The 23845-nt window shown below is 54.4% G+C and carries 21 protein-coding genes; 17 read left to right on the top strand and 4 right to left on the bottom strand.

Going from position 1 to position 23845, the window contains the following annotated elements:
* Positions 1-2: 2 nt before the first annotated feature.
* The 4 genes from tolB (at position 3) to LG290_RS08700 (ending at position 3482) form a co-directional block, all read left to right on the top strand.
* Positions 3-1244 carry a Tol-Pal system beta propeller repeat protein TolB gene (gene tolB, locus LG290_RS08715; protein ID WP_499834501.1) on the top strand — a complete coding sequence of 414 codons (1242 nt, stop codon included), beginning with the start codon at positions 3-5 and terminating at the stop codon, positions 1242-1244.
* 40 nt (positions 1245-1284) lie between these two features.
* On the top strand, positions 1285-1842 hold the full coding sequence (gene pal, locus LG290_RS08710; RefSeq protein ID WP_160418578.1) for a peptidoglycan-associated lipoprotein Pal: 558 nt from the start codon (positions 1285-1287) through the stop codon (positions 1840-1842).
* Positions 1843-1853: 11 nt separating this feature from the next.
* Positions 1854-2654 (top strand): tol-pal system protein YbgF, encoded by an 801-nt coding sequence (gene ybgF / locus LG290_RS08705; protein ID WP_499834500.1) that lies wholly within the window; start codon positions 1854-1856, stop codon positions 2652-2654.
* Positions 2655-2723: 69 nt separating this feature from the next.
* The gene (locus LG290_RS08700) at positions 2724-3482 is read left to right on the top strand and encodes a YciK family oxidoreductase (protein WP_499834499.1); all 759 of its coding nucleotides are present in this window, start codon (positions 2724-2726) and stop codon (positions 3480-3482) included.
* A gap of 13 nt (positions 3483-3495) precedes the next feature.
* On the opposite strand, the gene LG290_RS08695 is transcribed toward LG290_RS08700, so the two are convergent.
* Both LG290_RS08695 and ubiG read right to left on the bottom strand, forming a co-directional pair.
* A complete protein-coding gene (locus LG290_RS08695) occupies positions 3496-4179 on the bottom strand; it encodes an HAD-IA family hydrolase (RefSeq protein WP_499834498.1) in 684 nt (227 codons plus the stop codon).
* The gene (gene ubiG / locus LG290_RS08690; RefSeq protein ID WP_499834497.1) at positions 4176-4928 is read right to left on the bottom strand and encodes a bifunctional 2-polyprenyl-6-hydroxyphenol methylase/3-demethylubiquinol 3-O-methyltransferase UbiG; all 753 of its coding nucleotides are present in this window, start codon (positions 4926-4928) and stop codon (positions 4176-4178) included. Before ubiG ends, LG290_RS08695 begins: the two co-directional genes overlap by 4 nt.
* Before the next feature lie 126 nt (positions 4929-5054).
* Between ubiG and galU the strand changes: the two genes are divergently transcribed.
* The 6 genes from galU (at position 5055) to msrA (ending at position 14734) form a co-directional block, all read left to right on the top strand.
* Complete coding sequence (galU, locus tag LG290_RS08685) at positions 5055-5945, top strand: UTP--glucose-1-phosphate uridylyltransferase GalU (RefSeq protein ID WP_499834496.1); 891 nt, start codon at positions 5055-5057, stop codon at positions 5943-5945.
* Positions 5946-5948: 3 nt separating this feature from the next.
* A complete protein-coding gene (locus tag LG290_RS08680) occupies positions 5949-7238 on the top strand; it encodes a nucleotide sugar dehydrogenase (protein WP_499834495.1) in 1290 nt (429 codons plus the stop codon).
* A gap of 15 nt (positions 7239-7253) precedes the next feature.
* Positions 7254-8051 carry a hypothetical protein gene (locus LG290_RS08675; RefSeq protein ID WP_499834494.1) on the top strand — a complete coding sequence of 266 codons (798 nt, stop codon included), beginning with the start codon at positions 7254-7256 and terminating at the stop codon, positions 8049-8051.
* A gap of 51 nt (positions 8052-8102) precedes the next feature.
* The gene (gene tamA, locus LG290_RS08670) at positions 8103-9953 is read left to right on the top strand and encodes an autotransporter assembly complex protein TamA (protein WP_499834493.1); all 1851 of its coding nucleotides are present in this window, start codon (positions 8103-8105) and stop codon (positions 9951-9953) included.
* A gap of 207 nt (positions 9954-10160) precedes the next feature.
* On the top strand, positions 10161-14087 hold the full coding sequence (gene tamB, locus LG290_RS08665) for an autotransporter assembly complex protein TamB (protein WP_499837066.1): 3927 nt from the start codon (positions 10161-10163) through the stop codon (positions 14085-14087).
* 77 nt (positions 14088-14164) lie between these two features.
* Complete coding sequence (gene msrA, locus LG290_RS08660; protein WP_499834492.1) at positions 14165-14734, top strand: peptide-methionine (S)-S-oxide reductase MsrA; 570 nt, start codon at positions 14165-14167, stop codon at positions 14732-14734.
* Positions 14735-14756: 22 nt separating this feature from the next.
* On the opposite strand, the gene LG290_RS08655 is transcribed toward msrA, so the two are convergent.
* Together LG290_RS08655 and can are read right to left on the bottom strand one after the other, a co-directional pair.
* The gene (locus LG290_RS08655) at positions 14757-15293 is read right to left on the bottom strand and encodes a YaeQ family protein (RefSeq protein ID WP_160418568.1); all 537 of its coding nucleotides are present in this window, start codon (positions 15291-15293) and stop codon (positions 14757-14759) included.
* Between the two features lie 72 nt (positions 15294-15365).
* Positions 15366-16013 (bottom strand): carbonate dehydratase, encoded by a 648-nt coding sequence (gene can / locus LG290_RS08650; RefSeq protein ID WP_499834491.1) that lies wholly within the window; start codon positions 16011-16013, stop codon positions 15366-15368.
* A 151-nt stretch (positions 16014-16164) separates the two neighbouring features.
* Between can and gorA the strand changes: the two genes are divergently transcribed.
* From gorA to LG290_RS08615, 7 genes are all read left to right on the top strand, one after another.
* Complete coding sequence (gene gorA / locus LG290_RS08645) at positions 16165-17541, top strand: glutathione-disulfide reductase (protein WP_499834490.1); 1377 nt, start codon at positions 16165-16167, stop codon at positions 17539-17541.
* Between the two features lie 173 nt (positions 17542-17714).
* Positions 17715-18293: a diaminobutyrate acetyltransferase gene (gene ectA / locus LG290_RS08640; protein ID WP_499834489.1), complete on the top strand. Its 579-nt coding sequence runs from the start codon at positions 17715-17717 to the stop codon at positions 18291-18293.
* Between the two features lie 81 nt (positions 18294-18374).
* Positions 18375-19676: a diaminobutyrate--2-oxoglutarate transaminase gene (gene ectB, locus LG290_RS08635; protein WP_499834488.1), complete on the top strand. Its 1302-nt coding sequence runs from the start codon at positions 18375-18377 to the stop codon at positions 19674-19676.
* 59 nt (positions 19677-19735) lie between these two features.
* Complete coding sequence (locus LG290_RS08630) at positions 19736-20146, top strand: ectoine synthase (RefSeq protein WP_114486702.1); 411 nt, start codon at positions 19736-19738, stop codon at positions 20144-20146.
* 295 nt (positions 20147-20441) lie between these two features.
* Positions 20442-21281, top strand: a complete 840-nt coding sequence (locus tag LG290_RS08625; protein ID WP_499837065.1) for an ATP-dependent zinc protease family protein — start codon at positions 20442-20444, stop codon at positions 21279-21281.
* A 37-nt stretch (positions 21282-21318) separates the two neighbouring features.
* A complete protein-coding gene (locus LG290_RS08620) occupies positions 21319-22842 on the top strand; it encodes an inactive transglutaminase family protein (protein WP_499834487.1) in 1524 nt (507 codons plus the stop codon).
* Complete coding sequence (locus LG290_RS08615) at positions 22839-23834, top strand: alpha-L-glutamate ligase-like protein (RefSeq protein ID WP_499834486.1); 996 nt, start codon at positions 22839-22841, stop codon at positions 23832-23834. The genes LG290_RS08620 and LG290_RS08615 overlap by 4 nt, the downstream gene beginning before the upstream one ends.
* Positions 23835-23845: the final 11 nt, after the last annotated feature.

Below are 23845 nucleotides of genomic sequence, written 5' to 3'. Positions count from 1 at the left end.
TGATGAGTTCTATGGCGCATGCCAATCTGACTATCGAGATTACACGTGGCAGCGACCAAGCTCTACCGATTGCTGTGGTGCCCTTTGCCACGGAAGGGGATCCTTCAGAAGACGTGGCGCAAATTATTCAAGACAACCTTGAGCGCAGCGGTTTTTTCTCACCGCTTGAGCGCAACGCCATTTTTGAAAGTCCTGACCAGGCAGAAGATGTAAAGTTCGGGACTTGGCGTTCGCTGGATGTGCGCTACCTAGTGGTAGGACGAGTCACTGAAACCGGAGGTGGCTATCGTATTGAATATGATCTCATGGATGTCAGCGGACAGCGGCAGATGCTAGGTGAAACCATCACCGCCGAAAGTGGCAATCTGCGTGGCGCCGCCCATCTCGCCAGCGATCAGATATTTGAAGCCATTACCGATATTCGGGGCGCATTTTCCACCCGCATTGCCTATGTCACTGCGGAAGGCGTGGGCAATGCCATGCAATTCGGATTGTACGTTGCCGATGCCGATGGACGTAACAGCCAACAGGTGTTGACCTCCGATGAGCCGATACTTTCACCGGACTGGTCGCCGGACGGGCGTAAGCTCGCCTATGTATCGTTTGAAACCGAGCGACCGGCGATTTATATCCAGGAAGTGGATAGCGGTCGTCGTGTTAGAGCCACTTCGTTCGAAGGACTCAATAGCGCTCCGGCCTGGTCGCCGGATGGACGTAAATTGGCCATGTCGCTCTCCAAGGATGGCCAGCCTGACATCTATGTCATGGACATAGCCAACCGTTCATTCGAGCGTCTTACTCAAAGCAACAGTATCGACACCGAACCTGACTGGGCGCCGGACGGCCGTAGCCTGCTATTTACTTCCGACCGCAGTGGTGCGCCCCAGATTTATCGCTATACCCTGGGTAGCGGCGAGACACAGCGACTGACGTTTACCGGCGACTATAACGCTCGTGGCCGCTTTTCTCCTGATGGTGAAGAACTGTTCTTGATTCATCGTTCAAACCAAGGATTCCAAGTGGCGCGCCAGAACCTGGAAAGTGGTCGTCTGGTGGTCATCAGTGAAACACAGCGTGATGAATCTCCTAGTGTTGCACCGAATGGGACCATGGTAATCTTCGCTACCCAACAGGGTGGCAATGGGGTGCTGAGTGCGGTTTCCGCTGATGGGCGCTCCTCATTCAGGCTTCCCTCCCCACAAGGTGATATACGTGAACCGGCGTGGTCACCGTTTTTGAATTGATGTTGGCATCACACCTATTTTTCAGGCAAGGAGTCTGACTATGCAACTCAAGCCGTTTGCCCGTTCCTTGGCAATTGCGCTGTCCTTGGTGGTTATCGCGGGCTGTTCCAGCACGGGGGGCACTCAGGACGGGGATTCTTACGGTACTCAGGGTGCCGCCGGTACGGGCACAAGTTCCGGTTCAACCACAGGTGCCGGCGCGGGTGGCCAATATGGCTCCACTTCCGGCACCAGCGGCACGAGTGCCGGACAACAAGCGGATTCGCGGATTCCCGAAGTACGTACCATCCATTTCGATTACGACCGTGACAGCATCAAGAGTGAGTACGAATCGGTGGTCATGGCGCATGCCCGTTACTTGCGCAGCAATCCCAATGCTCAAGTGGTCCTGCATGGACATACCGATGAGCGCGGAACGCGTGAATACAACATGGCGTTGGGCGAGCGTCGTGCCAATGCCGTTCAACGTTTCTTGAACATTCAAGGCGTATCACCATCACAAATGAGTGTCGTGAGCTACGGTGAAGAACGGCCGGCAGCCAGAGGACAAGCCGAACAGGCGTACTCCCAGAACCGTCGTGTGGTGTTCAATTACTGAGGAAGACCTTCATGAATCACAGTCTCAAGTATTGTCTTGTGAGGCTGTGCGGCGCGGGAGCCTTAGCGCTCCCGCTATCCGTATTGCCTTTGCACGCCCAAGCGCAGCGCCCCGTGGTGGAAGACCTTTCCTCGCAACAGGGCGGCAGCAGCAACTTCTATCAACACGCACAAACCAATGAAGCTTCCTCAGGCAATCTGGTGCTGTTCAACCAGGTAGAAGAGCACCAGCAAGAAATCCAGCAATTGCGTGGACAAATCGAAGAGCTGCGCCACCAATTGGAGCAGTTGCGTCGCCAGTCACAACAGCAGTACCTGGACATTGAAGACCGGCTGATGAGCAGTGGGCCAACCCAGCTTGAAGAAGTCACCCCTGAGGTAGAGCCCAAAGCTGCCGAAAAAGTGACAAGTACGCCTTCAGTGAGTGGCGCCAGCGCCGAAGCACAAGCTGACTATCAAGCCGCTTTTGCTCACGTACAGGCACGTCGTTTTGATGATGCCATCCAGGCATTCGATGCCTTTGTCGAGAGCTATCCGGATACTGCCCTGACCGCCAACGGGTATTATTGGCTAGGGGAACTGCATGCCGCCGAAGGTGATCTGGACGCAGCTGATCAAGCATTCAACCGTGTGATCACTGATTACAGCGCCAGCAGTAAACTACCGGATGCACTTTATAAACTGGGGTTGGTAAAAGCGCGCCAAGGGGAGCCGGAGGCGAGCCGTGAGCTGCTGGAAAAAGTTCGCGATGATTACCCACAAAGCAGTGCGGCCGGGCTTGCCAATGACTTCTTGCGTCAAGGCAATGATTAATAGGCTGGCTTTACTGCCCCTTTATCTCAAGGCCTGTGTTTTCAAGGACATCGCTTTCAAGGAATCGCTATGATTTGCAAGATCGACTATCAGGCCGCACCGAATATTCTGGAAAATCGGGTGGTACTGGTGACCGGCGCAGGTGACGGTATCGGACGTGCTGCCGCATTACATTATGCTCGCCATGGGGCTACCGTGATTCTGTTAGGGCGCACCATCGCCAAACTTGAAAGCGTGTATGACGAAATAGAAAACCAGGGCGGTCCCCAACCGGCTATTTTTCCACTGAACCTGGAAGGCGCTACGCTGAAAGATTTTCATGACATGGCAGAAACCTTGGACAAGGAATTCGGCCGGCTGGATGGCATTCTTCACAACGCCGGCATACTGGGCAGAATCACGCCCTTTGAGCAGTATAATCCCGAGCTCTGGGAGCAAGTCATGCAGGTCAATATCAACGGACCTATCTGGATGACCCAGGCATTGCTGCCACTGCTCCAAGCCTCCAAGGATGCCTCGGTGATCTTTACCTCGTCAGGCGTCGGGCGCAAAGGGCGAGCCTATTGGGGTGCCTATGCGGTCTCCAAGTTCGCCACAGAAGGGTTCATGGAAGTGCTGGCCGACGAGCTTGAAAACCAGGCCAACATCCGGATCAACAGTCTCAACCCCGGCGCAACCCGGACTCAAATGCGGCGTAGTGCCTTCCCTGGCGAAGACGTGGCTACCTTGCGCACCCCAGACGAGATCATGCCCACCTATCTCTGGCTGATGGGTCCGGACAGCCAGGGCACCAACGGCGAGAAAATCGACGCCCAGCCAGCGCGTTGATCCCAGCAGCCCTTCAGGCCGGGTGTCGCTTGATGATCGGCTCAAGGGCTTCAACCAGCGCTTCACAACCATCGAACCATAAATCGGCCGGCCACTGGCGATAGTCTTCCCCTTCAGCGATATAGCCATAACCTACCGCCACCGCGGTCATTCCGGCGGCGCGTGCCGCCTGGATATCGCGCAGGTGATCTCCTACATACCAACAGTTGCCAGGAGAGACACCCAGCTGCTCGGCTGCCGCCCAGAGGGGTTGTGGTGCAGGTTTTTTCACCGGCAGATCATCGGCACATAAAAGTGCGTGCGGGTGTAAGGCCAGAGCGTCGAGCAAGGCTACCGTGAAGCGCCGGGGTTTGTTGGTCACGATTCCCCAGAGCAGCCCAGCTGCTTGCCAATTTTTCAGCCAGCGATCCAATGGCGTAAACACCCGGCTATGGGTGGCTACCGCCTGATCATAAGCTTGCAACAGAAAATCACGTGCTTCTTGATGCCCTGGTGTATCTATTTCCAATGCCAGCGCCAAGGTAACCAAGGCGCTGCCTCCATTAGATACCTGGCCACGAATCACGTCGAACGGCAAGGCCTCAAGGCCGTGATGCCTTCGCAGCATATTGGTGGCATTGGCTAGATCCGGGGCGGTATCCACCAGCGTGCCGTCAAGATCAAACAATACGGCTTGCGGCAAGGGCGCGGTACTCATGCAGTCTGTTCCCCCACCTTGCGGCAATACATCAAATAATTGACCGAAACATCATTGGCTTCCAGGCGGTATCGGCGGGTCAGCGGATTGTAGGTCATGCCACTTTGTTCACGTACTTCCAGACCACTTTCCCGACTCCAGGTCGCCATTTCAGAAGGACGAATGAACTTGGCGTAATCGTGGGTTCCCCGGGGTAATAGCCGGAGCACGTATTCTGCGCCCAGAATGGCAAACGCATACGACTTGGGTGTGCGATTGAGTGTCGAGAAAAACACGAAGCCGCCCGGGCGCACCAAGGTGCTGCAGGCACGAATCACGGAGCTGGGATCGGGAACGTGCTCCAGCATTTCCATACAGGTGACGACATCGAATTCACCCGGTTGCTGAGTAGCCAATGTTTCGACACTGATGCATTGATAGTCGATCGTCACGCTGCTGGCCTGGGCATGCAGCCGCGCTACAGCAAGGGGGGCTTCACCTAGATCTATGCCGGTGACCTCCGCCCCGCGGTGAGCCATAGACTCACTGAGGATGCCTCCGCCACAGCCGACATCCAACACTCTCTTCCCCGCGAGCCCGGCACGAGCGTCAATGAAATCAAGGCGCAAGGGATTGATGTCGTGCAGTGGCTTGAATTCGCTGTGTGGGTCCCACCAGCGGCTGGCCAAGGCTTCGAATTTGGCGATTTCCGCTGCATCCACGTTGTCGGAATGGGGCGCAGCAGTGCTATCCTGAGGTATCGCTTGCATGGCAAGGCTCCATGGTCGGTGAGAGTCAGCGCAAGGAGCAAGGTGGCATCCCTCAGCGCCTTCAGTATCATGGCATTCTAACCACTCCTGAGGCGGAACGCGCAATTTGATGAAAAGGACATCCATATGATTCGTAAGGCTGTACTTCCCGTGGCGGGCTTGGGTACTCGTTGTTTGCCTGCCTCCAAAGCCATTCCCAAGGAAATGATCACGATTGTCGATAGGCCCGTTATTCAATATGTGGTGGAAGAAGCGGTAGCAGCAGGTATCCGCGACATCATATTAGTGACTCATTCAAGTAAAACAGCTATCGAGAATCACTTCGATACACAGGTGGAATTGGAGGCGAGCCTCGAACAAAAAGGCAAGCATGAATTACTCTCTTCACTGCGCTCGATCGTGCCGGATGACGTCAATATTATCAGCATTCGCCAAGGTGAACCTCTGGGCCTGGGGCATGCGGTACTCTGTGCGCGCCCGATCATCGGCGATGACGAACCCTTTGCCGTCTTGTTGCCGGATGTGCTGGTAAACAATAATTCCCGTACAGGTGCGGATCTGGCCGGTATGCTGGAAGCCTTTGATGCCACCGGCAGTGCTCAGCTGATGGTCGAGGAAGTGCCTTGGGAGCAGGTGGAAAAATATGGCATCGTCGAACCTGTCGACAAGATTCCTTCACCGGGTCAATCAGGTCCTTTGAAAGGAATGGTGGAAAAACCCGGCCGCGACCAGGCGCCTTCCAATCTCGCGGTAATCGGCCGCTATGCATTGCCTGGGAGTATCTTTGCGCTATTGGCAGACACTCCACCGGGCGCGGGTGGTGAAATACAATTGACTGATGCATTGGAAACCCTGCGTAGTCATCAAGGGGTACAGGCCTATCGCATGGTAGGCAAAACCTACGATTGCGGACATCCCTTGGGGTATCTGGAAGCCATTATGGCTTACGGGCGTGCTCACCCCCAGCTCGGCGATGGGTTCAAAGAATTGCTGGCACGCTATCATCAGGGAGAATGATCGATGCGGGTTTTGATTCATGGAAGCGAACTTACCGCCGCCACTGCCGCCGCCGCGCTTTCCTGGGTGGGTCACCAGGTGCAATGGCTACCTCATGCCGATATGCCATGGACCAACTTGCGGGAAGTCGACTGGCTAAAGCGTGAACCGCACCTTCTGGACCAGATCCACCGGAGCTGCCACGACGGCACCCTGGAAATTTGTAGCGACGTTGGCTCGGTCGCGGTGCCGGACGTACTCTGGCTGTCGTTATCCCCCTCCCAACGCAACGCCGCAGATAGCTTGGTCCATGAAGTGGAGCGCAACCATCCGGGGGGACTGGTGTTGGTGAACAACTCCACCTTTCCGGTAGGAGAAACCGAGCGCTTGGCATCTCTGGTAGGGACAAATACCCATTACAGTGTTGCATTGCCAGATATGCTGGAAGAAGGCCGTGCCTGGGATATGTTTACGCGTCCTAACCGCTGGCTGTTAGGTTGCGACGAGGCCACCGGAGAAAGCACGGTGCGCGAGCTTCTGCGTGCCTTCAACCGGCGCAGTGAAGTGTTCCAGCGCATGCCGCGCCGTGCTGCGGAACTGACCAAGTTGGCAATCAACGGCATGCTGGCGACACGTATCAGCTATATGAACGAAGTAGCCGGCCTGGCTGATACATTGGGGGTGGATGTCGAATACGTTCGCCAAGGCATGGGGGCGGATACCCGTATCGGGTTTGAATACCTCTATCCCGGCTGTGGTTTCGGCGGGCCCAATTTTTCGCGTGACCTGATGCGCCTCGCCGACGTTCAGTCGTCCAGCGGGCGCTATTCCGAACTGCTCAAGCAAGTACTGGATATCAATGAAAAGAAAAAGGAAACCCTATTCCGCAAATTGTGGGCGCATTTCCAGGGTGATCTGAACGGTCGTACCGTCGCCATCTGGGGAGCGGCCTTTAAACCGGGTACCGCACGCATCGAGCATGCGCCGGTGCTGACTTTGCTGAAAGCGCTCTGGGCGCAAGGGGTTAACGTACGGCTGCATGACCCGGCGGCTATTCCCGCATTGCTTGAAGAAGTAGGTCAGCGGGATGACCTGCTCACCTTTAGTGAGGACCCTTATCAGGCATGTGAAGGTGCGGATGCATTAATGCTGGTCACCGAATGGAAGCTTTACTGGAACCCGGATTGGGCCCGGTTAGCCGGCTTGCTCAAGGAAAATCTCCTTCTGGATGGGCGTAATATCTACGATCCGAGCTTTGTGGCTGGCTGTGGCTTACATTACCGCGGCATTGGGCGTCGTGCCGACCCGTCTTAACCTTGAGGAAGCATAATGCCCGACTCAGCTACGTCATCGCGTATCGTTCCGGATGTGGATCAAAGTCTGACAGGTCGGCATCTACGGCCTCGCCGTGGTCCGAGCTTATGGCCAATATGGCTGATGATATGTCTGCTGCTGGTGGCGGTAGCCGGTGCGGGAGCGGTGGCATGGTATGAGCGGGAGCGTTTGTTACAGGAAATGAACCGCTTGAGTGGAGAGGTTTCCAACATGCATGCCCGACTTGATTCGGGCGATGCAGATATCGAGGACACCTTGAGCTTTCTTCAGGCCCAAGTGGTTACGCTATTCCAAGAACAGGAACAGTTGGCTCAGACGATATCGAGTACTCGTCAGGAGCTGTATGGGTTTCTGACCGATAACGATGAACGGGTATCGGCCGAATCACTGGATACGCTAGACCAGCAGGTCGAGCGTTTACGTGAGAATGCCCAGGTACGGGATAGCCAGCTGGCAGCCATCCATGTATCACTCGATGCGCTCGAACGTGCAGGTATCGAAGGCAGACAAAGCTTGATGGAGGAGGTGACGCACCTGGAGCAGTTGCTGGAAAGCCGATCTCAGCTCATCGAAGAAGAAATGGCTGCCCTGCAGGAGTCGTTGACGAGAAGGCAAACAGCGCTCGAAGAGGACATGACGCAACGTCTGGATGAACTCGACCAGGCGTTAGCTGAAATGGATACCGGCTTGGATGAAGAGTTGGAGCAACGCATCGATGCGCTGGAATCCGAAGTACGGCAGGTGCGGCAGGCACAGCTGGCCTTTAGCGCTCAACTGGAAATGCTACGCTGAGCTAGCTTGTCTAGAGATGGGCTTCAATCCTTGCTTCGGGAAAATGACACTATGCCAACACAACGTCAGCGATTATCACGTTGGGGGAAAGCCTTCCTTCTACTGATAAGTGCCGTCCTGATCAGCCTTCCGGTATGGGCGCTGAATGCTCGGATTGAAGGCGTCGAAGGCGACGTGAAAAAAAATGTGCGTCTGTATCTCAGTGACTTGGATGCGGAGCAATATACCGCGGCCCGGCTGAAAGGCGAGATTCAGCGCCGTGTCCGTGAAGCCATGCGAGTATACGGGTATTACGAGCCGCAAATCGCCATCGAACAGCTGGAAGAAGAACGCGTTCAGGTCGATATTACTTCAGGCCCCAGGGTGACCATCGAAGTATTGGATATCAATTTACGGGGTGAAGCCGCCGATGATCCGCCCTTCAGCGAAGCTGTCGATGAGTTCCCGCTCGAGGTAGGCGATCCTCTTTTTCATTCGCCCTGGGATCGGCTGCGTAATCAGTTATCCGGCTTGGCGTTGGAGCGTGGCTATTTCGATTGGGAGTTCACCGACAGCCGTATGGAAGTGCGCCCCTTCGAGCAAAGTGCCCGCCTGTACATGGACTTTGATAGCGGTTCGCGCTACCAATTCGGCAATGTACGTATTATTGGCAGCCATATCGAACCGGAAAGACTGCAGCGAATGCAGCCATTTACCACGGGAGAGCCCTATGAGGCTCAGGCGTTGGCACGCTATAACCAACGGTTAGCGCAAACCGGCTGGTTTGAATCGGTCATGGTCCGGCCCAGACTACAAACGGCACAGGAACTGCTTGTCTTCGAGCCTGACCCCGACCCCTGGTTTATTGAGGCGACCGGCGAGATGGAGCGACGGCCACAGCTGAGTATGGTAGCGCTCACCAGTGCTATGACCTTGTACCAACCGAAAGATAATCGCTTGCCTCTGGATGTCACCGTCGAACCTGCCGATCGCCATCAGTTTGAAGTGGGCATCGGCTATGCCACGGATGTGGGGCCCCGGCTAGGCCTCGGTTGGAGACAACCCTGGATCAATCGGTTAGGCCATAGCCTTGATCATGAACTCTACATTTCCGCGCCGGAGCAACGTTTTACCGGCACCTACAATATTCCCTTGGAAGATCCAGTACGCGACAATTACCGTTTGCAGTATGGTATTCGTCATGAAGATGACAATGACACCCGCACCTTGGAAAGCACCGTGGAAGTAGCGCGGCGGTGGGAATTCGAAAACCGCTGGGTACAGACCCTGTATTTCCGTGCCACCTTCGAAGACTTTACCCAGGGTGGAGAAGCAGATCAGGTCTGGATCTTTTATCCCGGCATCCAATGGTCGCGTACACGTACACGCAATCAGCGTTTCCCCAGTTGGGGTGATCGCCAGCAGTTATCGCTGGAATACTCGGATACAGCCTGGGGTTCCGATGCTCAATTCGGCCGTCTGACCGCCGATACTCAATGGATACGGATGCTGGGGAACGACAACCGATTTGTCGGGCGTGCAAGCCTTGGTGCCATCGCCACCGATGATTTTGATCAGTTACCGCCGTCACTGCGTTTTTTCGCGGGTGGTGACCGCAGTGTGCGCGGTTATTCATTTGAAAGTTTATCTCCTGTCAATGAGGAAGGGCGCCTGCGTGGTGGGCAACAAAAACTCACCGCTAGTGTCGAATATCAGCGTCGTGTTATCGGTGACTGGTGGGGTGCAGGCTTTGTCGATGCTGGCGATGCCTTTGATGACTGGACGCCTGATTCACTTAATACAGGCGCGGGTCTCGGTGTACGCTGGGTCTCCCCGGTCGGGCCTATTCGGCTTGATGTCGCCCATCCTTTCGATCATGAAGATGATTGGCGGCTGCACTTTTCCATCGGGCCGGAATTCTAGCGCTGATGTCAGGCACTGCATGCGCTCGCTCTGGCCGACTTTCCTCGCCGATTTCTCATACAGAACCCAGGAGACTCTCTGTTGACGCAAGCCTCACAAAGCACCACGACTCGTCACTCCCTTTCGCCGTCGCGTCGCTGGGTGTTATTTGGATGGAGCCTTTTACGCCTGATTATTGTGTTTCCGCTGTGGTTGATCGGGCTAATCATGCTTGTATCAGGCCTTGCATTATCTCCATGGGGTACGGGCTTTTTATTGTCTCAAGGTGAGCAAAGAGGGTTTTATAACCTGGAACACCATGAAGGGGATTTATTGAGCCACCTAGTGCTGGAAGGGTTTTCTCTGGAAGCCGGCAGTGCCCAGGTGGATGTGTCCCGGTTTGAACTAAAGTGGGCTGACGACTGCCTGCTTTCCGGGCGGCTGTGTATTGATCGGCTGCATATAGAGGGTGCGGATGTACGGCTGCTACCCACCGATGATGCTGAGGAAGCGCCTCAAGCAGAAACTGGCGATATTGTGCTTCCCGACATTGAATTTCCTTTCCCTATCGAGCTGCGTGTCCTCGAGCTTGAAAACGTTGCGCTGCATTTAGCGGGTGGCAAGCGCTTTCGCTGGAAGCGTTTTTCTTCCGGCGTCATCGCCAAAGACAACCAGCTAAGGCTACTGCCCACCAAGCTGATTGCACCCCGGCTTTACTTGCCGCCATCCCCGGGCGTGTTGCTGACGGAACACACCGACACGCCCCTTGACGCCCAATCCATCAACACCGCTATCGCGCTGCATCAGCCCGAAGAGGCAAGCATCGCTGAAGAACCGCCTCTTCAAGAAATCGAAGATACGCTGGAAAAGCGTGCCCGCCTGGCGTTGCCCGAAGTTACTTTGCCCTTGGAAATCCAGATTCCAGAATTCAGTATCGATGACTTCCGGATGCAAGGAGCCATGGCGTATACCGTGAACCATCTAGCGCTCAGCGCGGTGGCACGACGCCAGGAAATAGAATTACAGCGCCTGAATGTCATGACGCCCGATGCCGAAGCCACGCTGGAAACGACCGCGATCCTGAGTGAAAACTACCCGCTGAATGCCACCCTCAACGTGCAACTCGACAATGAAGGACAGCTGCTTGAAGCCTATCCAGCCTTGGTAGGCCAGCAGATTGAATTGCACCTGGATGGCTCCTTGTCGGCCCTGCAGCTAGCCCTGGACACCAGGGGAGCACTGAATACCACCTTGCGTGGGGAGATGGATGTTCTCGCCCCTGAGGTGCCGTTCCAACTGCATTTTTCAAGCGAACGCCTGCAATGGCCATTGCAACAAGATGAAGCCACTGCTGAAAGCGCACCTTACGTGGTGGAATCGCTGGTAGCCAATCTGGACGGCAGTTTGACCGATTATCGGGTCGGGTTATCGCTAATTGCCGAAGGGCCGCAAGTGCCTCGTACCCGTGTGGCTTTGACCGGCGAAGGCGATCTCGAGCATTTTCGCTGGACGCCTCTGTCGCTCACGCTCGGCGAAGGCTCGCTGGTCAGCCATGGACGTATAGACTGGCTCGACACTCTGCAGGTGCAAGCCCAGCTGCGTCTGGATCAACTCGACCCTTCTCTTTTCATCGAGGAATTGGAAGGTCGGTTGAACGGTGACCTGGAGCTGGCTTTCGCGCAGCAGGATAACGACTGGACAGTTTCAATTCCGACTCTTTCCATTGATGGACGCTTACAGGATTACCCTCTTTCCCTGCAGGCCGTTCTTGAAGCGGACAGTGACTTACGGGTGCAACTCGAGCGTTTCGACTTTGCGCAGGGCGAGAATCGCTTGCAGGCCTCAGGACTGGTCAGCGAACAACAAATGGATGTGGATGCCGATATTGACCTGCGCCAGCTGGAAAGCCTTCATCCCGAGCTTGCCGGCCTGCTGTCGGGCAATGTACAGGCGCAAGGTAGCCTGTTACAGCCCAATGTAACGGTGGATCTGCGCGGCAGTGACTTGCGCTTTGCCGAAAACAATCTGGAAACACTGGCTTTGGAAGGCCGAATACAGGGAGTGGATGATCCGGACATTGATCTGCAACTGGATATCCAGAACTTGAATGCTGCCGGCCAGCGCTTGGAAATGCTTGCCTTGAGCCTGCAAGGCAGGGTTTCGGATCACCGCCTGCGTCTGGAGGCACAAGGTGGCCCCAATGCCGCCTTTTCAAGGGCTCAACTCGCCTTGGATGGGCGTTTCAATCAGCAGGCCGGACGTTATCAAGGTAACTTGAACTCGCTTGAAGTCGATGCCGAGGTTGGTGATATCCGACTGGATCGTGAAGTAGCGGTGAATTACGACCTCAATACCGGCCAGGCTCAGCTGTCGCCATTTTGTCTACGCCGGCAACAGGGTGGCGTGCTGTGTCTCGACCAGCCGCTCCAGGCTTCCGCCGAGCAAGGCCAGGCTAGCCTGACGCTACGCGAAGTTCCGATGAAAATGCTGGAAATGGGGTTGCCCGAAGGCTGGCAGCTCGAGGGCGATACCACAGCGGATGTGCTGGCGACCTGGGGTCAGGGTGGGGCGCAGTGGCAAGCGGATGGGCGCCTGATAAGCGAATTGGTGATTACCGCTTTGAATGACTTTGGCCAACCAGTTTCATTACCCCGCACGCGGCTTGACACACGGGTGGAAGCCACACAAACCCAGGCCAGGGTGGAGGCCACGCTAACCTTGGCAGACGCTGGTGAAGTAGGTCTGGATCTCACCATTGACGAACCTATCGGTGAAGGTCGGTTGAGCGGCGTGATCAGCGCTGACGACATATCCTTACGGCCTTATCGTAGCCTGGTCGTTGGCATGGATGTTCTCGAAGGCAACCTGGGTGGCGAAATTCAGCTCAGTGGTACCACCACAGCGCCTGATTTACAGGGACGTCTACGCTTGCAGGGCATCCAGGCAAGTGGCATGGATATTCCGGTAGAAGTCGAGGATGGCAATATTGAAGTACGTCTGGAAGGCGATCGAGGCGATCTCAACGGATTTTTGGCTGCCGAACGCGGACGCCTGGAAATTACCGGTGATGCATACTGGCCGGGGGGCGATGAATGGCGCATCGGGGTGGACCTGAGTGCTGTGAAATCTCCGCTCTTGGTGGTACTACCTGAGTTCGGTCGCCTTGAAGCCGCTCCCGACCTGCGTATTCGGGTGACCTCTGACCTGCTTCAAGTTCGAGGCAATGTGGATATTCCCTGGGCACGCTTGGAGGTGGGTGATATTCCCGCCTCGGCGATTTCTCCTAGCCAGGATGAGATCATCATTACTCAACGTGATGAACGCGAAGCCGAGTTGGCAGCGGAGCGTGCGGCAGCTGCGGCAACACGCAATGAGGGTCCCGACACCTCCGAGGAACTGGCACAGACAGGTATCATGGTGGATGTATTGATTACATTGAGCCTGGGGCCGGATATGATGATTTCAGCCTACGGGCTTGAGTCCGGCTTGTCGGGGACCTTGGAAGTTCGTCAGGAGGGAGGAACACTTCAGCTGTTCGGTGATGTCAATCTTGTCGATGGTCGTTTCAAGGCGTTTGGTCAAGACCTTCTGATTCGCCGCGGAACCTTGTTGTTCAGTGGCCCACCGGATCTTCCTATACTGGATTTCGAGGCGATTCGCAACCCGGATACCACTCAGGATGATGTCATCGCAGGGCTGCGTGTTTCCGGAAGTGCGGAAGAACCGAACGTTTCGATTTTCTCTGAGCCGGCCATGAATGAAACGCGAGCGCTTTCCTACCTGCTTCGGGGGCGCCCCCCGGAAGGTGATGGCGGCAGTGTAGAAGGCGCGTTGGTGACAGGACTGATTGGCATGTCGCTGGGCCGCACAGGCAGTGCCATCGGGTCGATTGGCGAGTCTTTCGGGGTGGATGATTTGACCTTGGAAACTACCGGTGCCGGAGAAGAAAGCCAGATCGCAGTCAGCGGCCAATTGACCGATGACTTGAGTATTAGCTACGGGGTGGGAATCTTCTCGCCGATTGCCGAGCTGACACTACGTTATACGCTCTGGCGTAATTTATATGTTCAGGTAGTTTCCGGCGCCAATCAGGCAGTGGATCTGGTCTACACCTTCTCCCGCTCGGGAGACCCCGAGATTCTCGAGCAACGTTAACTGATGACGACACTTCACCACCCGACGTACTTGAAAAATTCATTTGAAAAAACGTTTCTGAAAAAGAGAGGCTCCTTATGACTACCAGTGCCATGCATACCGTCAACGGACACTCCTTGATGCCACCGTTCCCTGCCGGGCACGAAGAAATCGTCCTGGGCATGGGCTGCTTTTGGGGGGCTGAACGGCTGTTCTGGCAGTTGCCCGGCGTTTACGTCACTGCCGTGGGCTATGCTGGTGGGGTGACACCCAACCCCACTTATCAAGAAACCTGCAGCGGACGTACCGGCCATGCTGAAGTCGTGCTGGTGGTATTTGATCCTCAACGTCTGGATATTGATACTTTATTACAGGTGTTTTGGGAAAATCATGACCCCACCCAAGGCAATCGTCAGGGCAACGATATTGGCTCTCAGTATCGCTCCGTCATTTATGCGACCACACCGGCCCAGCTGGAAGCGGCCGAAGCCAGCCGGCTAGCTTATCAAGACGCCTTGGGAAAAGCCGGAAAGGGTGACATTACCACTGAAATAGGCATGCTGGACCGCTTCTACTACGCCGAGGGATACCATCAGCAATACCTCGATAAAAATCCCGGCGGTTATTGTGGTTTGAAAGGCACGGGGATTAGCTGTCCGCTCGCTTGATCCTGTTTCATCCGCCTATTCTTCAACAAAGAAGCCTAAGCTCCAGCGGGACACTGGTGCTGCCATCTGACAGCCATATCTGCTGTTCATTGATGGTGCACTGCAACTGCATGCTACGACTCGTCAATTGGGTCATTTCCTTGAGTGCAGCTTCAGGGATTTCCCAGACTTGCAGGTTCTTGTAGCGCTTCAGGGCTTTTTCATTTTGCTGCCACCAGATGGGTACGCTGCGTTCACCATAGGCATACACCTTCACCTGCTTGGCTTTTTGGCTGGCTTTACGCAGCCATTTTTCATCACCTTGTCCAAAAGCCACCCACAACTCGATGTCTCCATGCAGATTCTTTTCAGAAAGCTCAGGCTCGCCTTCATCGCTGAGATTGCTGGAGAAAGCCAAGTTCTCCGAGGCGTTCAAGGCAAAAGCGAGCAGGCGTACTAGCAAGCGCTCGTCGGTTTCGGAAGGATGCTGCGCCAAGGTCAGGTTATGGTCCTGATAGTAATGGCGATCCATATCCGCGATCTGTAGCTGTACCCTGATGACACGGGCTTTTTGCGCCATGAATATTCCAACGTTAGTTTTAGATGAATGCTGAGTATTGAGCAATCTCTCGCTCGACAAGCATAGAGAGGCTCAACCGTCGGGATGCAAACGGTCAATGCGATAGAGAGTGGCGACTTGATCAAGTCCGCTGACGGTACATTTGAGATCCTTGACGCGGCCATCGTCCAAACCATACACCCAGCCATGAACTGAAATACTCTGGCCGCGCTGCCAAGCAAGCTGAAGGATCTTGGTGCGGCACAGGCTATTGACCTGAGCTTTGACATTGAGCTCACACATGCGGTCGATCTGATCTTGAAAAGAGAGGTGAGCCAGAGACTCGCGATGCCGGTTGTAAAGTTCGCGCACGGAGTGCAGCCAATAGTCCACAACACCGCATTCACCACCGGTGACGGCGGCTCTGATGCCCCCGCAGCCATAATGGCCCACAATCATGATATGGCTGACCTTGAGCACATCCACTGCATACTGGACCACGGACAGCGCGTTCATGTCGGTGTGGTGCAAGAGATTGGCGACATTGCGGTGAACGAATACTTCACCGGGAGGCAGGGCAATGATCTGATTGGCGGGAACACGGCTATCCGAACAACCGATCCACAGATAATCGGGGTTTTGTTGCCGTGAGAGCCGGGCAAAATAGTCCGGGTCTTCCTCACACATACGCTCAGCCCAGCTGCGGTTGTTCTCCAGCAGCGTGGCAATAGGGTCGGTCATAATGACTCCATGAGTCAGGGAGATAAAAAATAGCCAAGCTTTTTTAACCTTCTGCGTGGACGGGGTCAATATTGCATGCTTGACGGAAGGGAAACAGCGGTAGATAAAATCAACTCAATAGATGCAATGAATAAAGATAGAGGAGAATGGTGTGGCAGAATTTGAGTATGACCTTTTTGTGATTGGGGCAGGTTCGGGAGGCGTACGTACAGCACGCACTGCCGCCGCGGCAGGTGCTAATGTGGCAATAGCGGAGGATCTCTACTTGGGGGGAACCTGCGTCAATGTGGGTTGCGTTCCCAAAAAGCTATATTCATATGCTGCACATTTTCATGACGCCTTCGATGATGCCGCTGGTTTTGGCTGGCATCTGCCCGAGCCGCCACGTTTTGAATGGGCCACACTACGAGATAATAAGAGCGGGGAAATCAAACGCCTCAACGAGATCTATCGGCGCATGCTGGAAAATGCCGATGTCACTTTATTTGATGCTCGCGCCAGCTTGAAAGATCCGCATACCGTCCTGTTGAAAACAGCCGAAGGAAATACCCAAGAGGTGAGCGCTGAAAAAATACTCTTGGCCACTGGCGGCTGGCCTTGGGTGCCTGATTTTCCAGGACATCAGCACACGCTGGATTCCAATCAGGTTTTCGATCTGGAATGCTTCCCTGAGCGTTTCATGGTGCTGGGCGGCGGGTATATTTCAGTGGAATTTGCCAGTATCTTCAACGGACTGGGCAGTGAAACCCACTTAATATATCGCGGCAACCTATTCTTGAGAGGCTTCGATGATGAAGTGCGCGACTTCACGCGGACGGAAATGACCCGTAAGGGGGTCAACTTGCACTTCAATACCAACATTGAAACTATCGAGCCTGTGGGAAACGCCTACTCGGTAACCCTGACCGACGGGCGAAAAATGGAAGTGGATGCCATTCTTTCCGCGACAGGCCGTAAGGCCAATGTGGCCGGGTTAGGGCTTGAGGCATTGGGCATTTCGCTGGATAAGGTAGGCAAGATTCCGGTCAATGAGCGCTTTGAAACCCAAGTGCCTTCGATTCTGGCTTTGGGCGACCTGATTGCCGGGCCGGAATTGACGCCGGTGGCCTTGGCTGAAGCCATGCAGCTGGTAGCCCATCATTTCAGCCCGGACGAGCCGGCACCCTTGGATTACGCAGCTATTCCCACCGCGGTGTTCTGTCATCCCAACATCGGCACGGTAGGGCTTTCGGAAGAAGAGGCCAGAGAGAAATATGCGGCGATTCGCGTTTATCGCACCGACTTCAAGGCCATGAAACATACGCTTTCCGCCAGCCAGGAACGTACCTTGATGAAACTGGTGGTGGATGATGCCACGGACATCGTTGTCGGTGCTCATATGGTAGGCGATGATGCCGGTGAAGTAATCCAAGGGATTGCCATCGCGGTGCGTGCGGGGCTCACCAAAAAGGATTTCGATTTGACCTTAGGCATACATCCCACCGGCGCCGAAGAATTCGTGACATTACGCACCCCAACCCGCAGATAGCCAATGACGTTAGCCGCTATTACAAGCGGCTAACGTCTAGTCATTCATCAATGCTAAATATAATTAATATAACAAAATATTATGACAAGAAGTCGCTAAGATAACCAAACTTTTGAATTGCTAATAAGCCACTGGTATAATCGCAGTTAAATTCGCTACAGCGAAGCAAAAATATGAGTACCCCTATCCAGCCTTTTACGCCTTCCGCCGATCTGGCACGTCCTTCCGTCGCCGATACAGTCGTCGGACATGCTGAAACACCTTTATTCATACGTAAACCTAACGCCGACGATGGCTGGGGTGTTTATGAGCTAATCAAGTCCTGTCCTCCTCTGGATGTAAACTCGGCTTATGCGTACCTCCTGCTGGCGACACAATTTCGCGAAACCTGTGCCGTGGCGACCAATGAAGAAGGTGAGGTAGTCGGTTTCGTGTCCGGTTATGTCAAGGACAATGCGCCTGATACCTACTTTCTGTGGCAAGTAGCGGTAGGGGAGAAAGCCCGTGGTACCGGCCTGGCCCGGCGTCTGGTGGAAGCCATCATGTCGCGTCCCGAACTTGCCGATGTGCATCATCTGGAAACCACCATCACGCCTGACAACCTTGCGTCCTGGGGCTTGTTCCGCCGCCTCGCAGCACGCTGGCATGCACCGCTCAATAGTCGTGAATATTTTTCCACCGAACAACTCGGAGGCGAGCACGACCCCGAGAATCTGGTGCGCATTGGTCCGTTTCAAACCAATCGGATCTAATGTTTCACTGAGCTTGATTTTATTTCCAAGATTTAGATTTAACCAATCATCAAAAAAGTAATTGCTAAAGGAGTTCGCTGAATGCAGACCCAGTCGATGGAACGCATGGAATCCAACGTTCGTACTTATTCACGTTCGTTTCCGGTAGTTTTCACCAAGGCAAAAAATGCGCGTCTTACTGACGAAGACGGTCGCGAATATATCGACTTTCTGGCCGGCGCGGGAACTCTGAACTACGGTCACAATAACGACTATCTCAAACAGGCCATGATCGATTATCTAGCGACCGATGGGGTTATCCATGGCCTGGACATGTGGACGGCCGCCAAGCGTGATTACCTGGAAACATTGGAAGAGCTGATCCTCAAACCACGAGGACTCGATTACAAGGTTCACCTTCCGGGTCCTACCGGCACCAATGCGGTGGAAGCCGCTATTCGTCTGGCACGCGTCGTCAAAGGGCGGCATAACATCGTCACCTTCACCAATGGCTTTCATGGCGTGACCATGGGGGCGCTTGCCACTACCGGTAACCGTAAGTTCCGCGAAGCCACGGGCGGCATTCCCACCCAGGGCGCAAGTTTTCTGCCGTATGATGGTTACCTGGGCGAAAGCGCCGACACCCTGGATTACTTCGAAAAGCTGCTAGGCGACAAATCCGGTGGCCTGGATGTTCCCGCCGGCGTTATTGTGGAAACCGTACAAGGCGAGGGCGGTATCAACGTGGCCGGCCTCGAATGGCTCAGGCGGCTCGAAAAAATCTGTCATGCCAATGACATTCTATTGATCGTTGACGATATCCAGACGGGTTGCGGACGTACCGGCAAGTTCTTCAGCTTCGAGCACGCTGATATCAAGCCGGACATTGTCACCAACTCCAAATCACTTTCCGGTCTTGGCTTGCCCTTCGCCCATGTGCTGATGCGTCCTGAGCTCGACAAATGGAAGCCGGGACAATACAACGGTACCTTCCGTGGCTTCAATCTGGCCATGGTCACGGCTACCGCCGCCATGCGTAAATACTGGAGCAACGATACCTTCGAGCGCGATGTGCAGCGCAAGGGGCGGATCGTCGAAGAACGCTTCCAGAAACTCGCCGCACTGCTCAGCGAAAACGGCATGCCCGCCACGGAGCGTGGCCGTGGGTTGATGCGCGGTATTGATGTCGTCGATGGTGACCTCGCTGACAAGATCACTGCAAAAGCCTTCGAGCATGGGCTTATCATTGAAACCAGTGGTCAGGCCGGGGAGGTCGTTAAATGCTTGTGTCCGTTGACCATCACGGATGAGGACCTGCTTGAAGGTCTGGACATTCTTGAAGCGTCTGTCAAGACTGTTATAGGTCAGAAAGCACTTGAGATGCACTTGAGAAAACAGCACTGAGGCACCTCACGGCAGTCGGCCCGGGCCGACTGCCACTTGCCATTTGAAGGAGTCATTCCATGATCGTTCGCAATATTGAAGAAGCTCGCCAGACAGATCGCTTGGTCACCGCGGAAAACGGCAACTGGGATAGCACGCGCTTGGTGCTGGCCAACGACGGTGGAAATTTCTCGTTTCATATCACACGCATTTTCGAGGGAACCGAGACACATATTCACTACAAACATCATTACGAGTCGGTGTACTGCATTGAAGGCGAAGGCGAAGTCGAAACATTAGCCGATGGCAAGATCTGGCCGATCAAGCCCGGTGATATCTACATTCTGGATCAGCATGACGAACACTTGCTACGGGCCTCCAAGACCATGCATCTGGCATGTGTTTTCACACCGCCGATCACCGGCAACGAAGTGCACCGTCAAGATGGTTCTTATGCGCCGCCTGAAACAAGTGACGATAAGCCGTTGTAAGTTGTTGTTGCTGTTGAACGCTGCAGTATCGCCAGTGAAAAGCACGGCGTAGCGGTAAAAAGAACCCCGATGATAATTCATCGGGGTTCTTTTCAATTTAGCCCGCGAATCTTACCGCTCAAGTGGGCCATGTTACCTTTCAACCATAAGTTCGCATAATATATATTATGTTAAATAAATGGTGGTTTAAAAAGCCATTTGAAAGTGAAAGCATGACATGCCGTCCGGAACCAGAATGGACAATGCCCTAACCGACTCCGTATTATTCCTCTCCCATTTTTCAGGATACCGTGTCATGCGCCAAGGTTCTTTGTGGCTTGCTATGGGCCTTATTGTTTCCCTGACAGGCTGTGCCGTTGTTTCACCCGATCCTTCCGAGCAATTACAGCCTTTGGAGGCCTCTCAATTCGAGACACGAATCAATCAGCTGGAAACTAACCTGGCATCACAGTGTTCCCGAGCCCCTGCCTGGCATCAGGCGCAGCTGAATCAACAGCAAGCGCTGAACGCCGACGTTCGAGAAGTAGGCAGTCTATTGCGCAATCTGCGCCAGGATGTCCAGCGGCTGGAACAGCGTGAAGGAACGCCCGTTATCATTCGCGAAGAATGCCAGACGAATGACATTCTGGATACCAAGACGATCGTGGGCCGCAGCGAATGGATCGGATTGCCAGGCATTGGCACCTATTTAAAGGCCCGTGTGGATTCCGGTGCCAATACCTCGTCGCTTTCCGCGAGAGAAATAAGCCGCTTCGAACGGGATGGTGAAAATTGGGTGCGTTTCAAATTGGCACTTACCGAAGAAGATGTGGTCGTAGACAGTCGGCGTGACGAATGGATTGAAGCACCCGTGAAAAGACGGGTACGTGTTGTTCAAGCGTCCGGTGATGACTCCAGGCCTGTCATTAGCTTATTGATGACATTAGGTCCAATTCGCGAAAACGTTGAATTCACCCTTACGGACCGTACTCACCTGGATTATCCCGTGCTTCTAGGACGGCGTTTCATGATGGATATTGTTCTTATTGACGTTGCCGAAACCTATCGTCATCCCCGCCCGGAATACCCAGGCGGCAAGCCGGCCGATCAAGCGCAAGAAGATGAGCTTGATGATCAACTCGATAACGACGAATGAGACGTCTTGCTCGTCGTCATTTACCTGAAGGATTTTCATGTCACGGTTACCTTTTTACCTGATTGTCGGCGTGCTCATGCTGGCGGGTATCGCCATGAGCGTTCAGCGCCATGTTCAATTTGAAATTCCTTGGGTGCCCGGCGAGCAGCGTAAAGTCTGGGAAATAGAGGCACTGGTCAATTTCAATGCTCAGGACGGACCGGTAATGGTCGACATGGCCCTGCCATCGCACCAGGCGGGTTTTCGAGTCTTGACTGAAAATACCGCCTCCTCCGGCTATGGTCTTGCTTTTAAAGCTGATGATTTCGGCCGTCGCGCGGAATGGTCGATTCGTGATGCCGCAGGCAGTCAGCAGCTGTATTATTCCGTACAAATGCTGGTCTCGCCGGACTCTCAAGCGCCCGATCTCACTCCCCCACCCCCTCTTGTCGATATTGTCTGGGAGCGCCCCTATGACACCGCAGCCAATCATATTGTCGAGCGCGCCTGGTCTCGCAGCGCCGATAATTATACATTTGCCCGTGAGCTGATGCTGGACATGGGCGGCGAGCGTCAAGGCGAAAATGCCCGGTTACTGCTTACTCAATATGAGTTGGTGCCCTTGGCGGTTCGCTTGCTGAACCATGCCGGTGTCAATGCGCGGGAAGTCAGTGGTTTGTTGTTGGAGGATGGGCGTCGTCGCCAAAGTTTGACTCAGTGGATTCAAGTCTTTGATGAAAGTGAGGAACAATGGGCGCTGTTCAATCCCCTTAGCGGCGAACAAGGCAAACCCGATAATCTCTTGTTATGGGAGGCCGGCGGTCAGGCCGTATTGGAAGTGGCAGGTGGCACCAATTCTCGGGTCAATTTTTCCATGATGACCCACTCGCAACCCGCCTCCGCTGCGGTGCGTAACCATATTTCCGAAGATACTTTGCTGAATTTCTCGATTCACAGCCTGCCTTTGGAAGAACAGGCACTATTCCAGACCATCCTGTTGATTCCGATTGGCGCCCTGATGGTGGTCTTCTTGCGTGTTCTGGTCGGCTTCAAGACGTCCGGTACCTTCATGCCGGTGCTGATTGCCCTGGCGTTCATTCAAACCACACTGATGACTGGCTTGATCGGTTTTCTGCTGGTGGTGGCGGTCGGTCTGGTCATCCGCAACTACCTTTCCTATTTGAATCTATTGTTGGTCGCCAGAGTGTCGGCGGTGATTATCACCGTGATTGCGATCATCTCGATATTTTCAGTGATGGCTTACAAGCTGGGTCTCAATGCCGGTCTTACCATTACTTTCTTTCCCATGATTATTCTCGCCTGGACCATCGAGCGGATGTCGATATTGTGGGAGGAAGAAGGCCCCAAGGAAGTCTTGATTCAGGGGGGGGGTAGCCTGGTTACCGCCGTGCTGGCCTATCTCGCCATGAATAATCCTTGGGTACGCCATATCACGTTCAACTTCCTGGGGGTGCAGTTGATCTTGATGGCACTGATTCTGTTGTTGGGCAATTACACCGGCTACCGGCTCCTGGAATTACGCCGCTTTCAGCCGATCACCGATGAGGAGAAAACCCCATGAAGTGGCTTTCCTGGACCTCCCCTGGAAAGCTGCGAAGCAAGGGTATTATCGGCATGAACCGGCGTAATATTCGCTATATCGGCCGTTACAATAATCGCCGGCTGTTCCCTTTGGTAGACGACAAGCTAAAAACCAAGCTGCTGGCTCAGCAGCACGGTATCACCAGTCCTGCGCTTATCGGCACGGTGACCACTCAGTTCGGAGTAAAGCATATTCTCGACATGCTCACCGGTCATGCAGGCTTTGTCATCAAGCCGGCCAAGGGGAGCGGCGGCAAAGGCATTCTGGTGATTGAGCAGAGCAAAGACGGCGCCTATGTCAAACCCAGCGGCGCCGTGCTGAACCTGACCGATATCGAACGGCATGTGTCCAATATCCTGTCGGGGCTTTACTCTCTGGGCGGTTCTCCGGACGTGGCCATGATCGAAAGCTTGATTCATTTTGATGAAAGCCTGATGGCTTACACCTATGAAGGTGTGCCCGATATAAGGGTGATCATCTTCAAAGGTTACCCGGTAATGGCCATGATGCGCCTGTCCACCGCCGCCTCGGATGGCAAGGCGAACCTGCATCAGGGCGCAGTGGGTGTGGGGTTGGATATTGCGACGGGTACCGCGCTTCGTGGCGTGCAATTCGACCGCCCTTGCTATGCCCACCCCGATACCGGGCATGACTTAGCTAGCCTGGCAGTACCTGACTGGAAAACCTTGCTACTGTTGGCTGCCGGCTGCTATGAAATGACCGGGCTTGGTTACCTGGGAACAGATATGGTGTTGGACCGTCGGCATGGTCCCATGTTGCTTGAGTTAAATGCCAGGCCTGGGCTTGCCATTCAGATGACCAACGGTGAGGGGCTCAGGCCTCGTCTGGACATGATAGAAGCTCAACCCGAAGACCAGGGCCCAGCGGCTCGGGTAGCGTTCGCCCAGCAGCATTTTGCGCGGCATAGCGAACTCGTGTTCCCCGCTGACATGCCTACGTCTACCGCGTAGACTATGGGCTA

The organism is Halomonas sediminis (assembly GCF_044871105.1).
Lineage (GTDB): Bacteria > Pseudomonadota > Gammaproteobacteria > Pseudomonadales > Halomonadaceae > Vreelandella > Vreelandella zhuhanensis.
The sequence above is the reverse complement of the archived record's forward strand: the minus strand, read 5'-3'. Positions and strand labels throughout refer to the sequence as shown.

What these genes read in the sequence shown, in the direction of transcription:
- tolB (WP_499834501.1), top strand. Translation starts at nt 3, where the DNA reads ATGAGTTCTATGGCGCATGCCAATCTGACTATCGAGATTACACGTGGC.
- pal (WP_160418578.1), top strand. Translation starts at nt 1,285, where the DNA reads ATGCAACTCAAGCCGTTTGCCCGTTCCTTGGCAATTGCGCTGTCCTTG.
- ybgF (WP_499834500.1), top strand. Translation starts at nt 1,854, where the DNA reads ATGAATCACAGTCTCAAGTATTGTCTTGTGAGGCTGTGCGGCGCGGGA.
- LG290_RS08700 (WP_499834499.1), top strand. Translation starts at nt 2,724, where the DNA reads ATGATTTGCAAGATCGACTATCAGGCCGCACCGAATATTCTGGAAAAT.
- LG290_RS08695 (WP_499834498.1), bottom strand. Translation starts at nt 4,179, where the DNA reads ATGAGTACCGCGCCCTTGCCGCAAGCCGTATTGTTTGATCTTGACGGC.
- ubiG (WP_499834497.1), bottom strand. Translation starts at nt 4,928, where the DNA reads ATGCAAGCGATACCTCAGGATAGCACTGCTGCGCCCCATTCCGACAAC.
- galU (WP_499834496.1), top strand. Translation starts at nt 5,055, where the DNA reads ATGATTCGTAAGGCTGTACTTCCCGTGGCGGGCTTGGGTACTCGTTGT.
- LG290_RS08680 (WP_499834495.1), top strand. Translation starts at nt 5,949, where the DNA reads ATGCGGGTTTTGATTCATGGAAGCGAACTTACCGCCGCCACTGCCGCC.
- LG290_RS08675 (WP_499834494.1), top strand. Translation starts at nt 7,254, where the DNA reads ATGCCCGACTCAGCTACGTCATCGCGTATCGTTCCGGATGTGGATCAA.
- tamA (WP_499834493.1), top strand. Translation starts at nt 8,103, where the DNA reads ATGCCAACACAACGTCAGCGATTATCACGTTGGGGGAAAGCCTTCCTT.
- tamB (WP_499837066.1), top strand. Translation starts at nt 10,161, where the DNA reads ATGCTTGTATCAGGCCTTGCATTATCTCCATGGGGTACGGGCTTTTTA.
- msrA (WP_499834492.1), top strand. Translation starts at nt 14,165, where the DNA reads ATGACTACCAGTGCCATGCATACCGTCAACGGACACTCCTTGATGCCA.
- LG290_RS08655 (WP_160418568.1), bottom strand. Translation starts at nt 15,293, where the DNA reads ATGGCGCAAAAAGCCCGTGTCATCAGGGTACAGCTACAGATCGCGGAT.
- can (WP_499834491.1), bottom strand. Translation starts at nt 16,013, where the DNA reads ATGACCGACCCTATTGCCACGCTGCTGGAGAACAACCGCAGCTGGGCT.
- ectA (WP_499834489.1), top strand. Translation starts at nt 17,715, where the DNA reads ATGAGTACCCCTATCCAGCCTTTTACGCCTTCCGCCGATCTGGCACGT.
- ectB (WP_499834488.1), top strand. Translation starts at nt 18,375, where the DNA reads ATGCAGACCCAGTCGATGGAACGCATGGAATCCAACGTTCGTACTTAT.
- LG290_RS08630 (WP_114486702.1), top strand. Translation starts at nt 19,736, where the DNA reads ATGATCGTTCGCAATATTGAAGAAGCTCGCCAGACAGATCGCTTGGTC.
- LG290_RS08625 (WP_499837065.1), top strand. Translation starts at nt 20,442, where the DNA reads ATGCGCCAAGGTTCTTTGTGGCTTGCTATGGGCCTTATTGTTTCCCTG.
- LG290_RS08620 (WP_499834487.1), top strand. Translation starts at nt 21,319, where the DNA reads ATGTCACGGTTACCTTTTTACCTGATTGTCGGCGTGCTCATGCTGGCG.
- LG290_RS08615 (WP_499834486.1), top strand. Translation starts at nt 22,839, where the DNA reads ATGAAGTGGCTTTCCTGGACCTCCCCTGGAAAGCTGCGAAGCAAGGGT.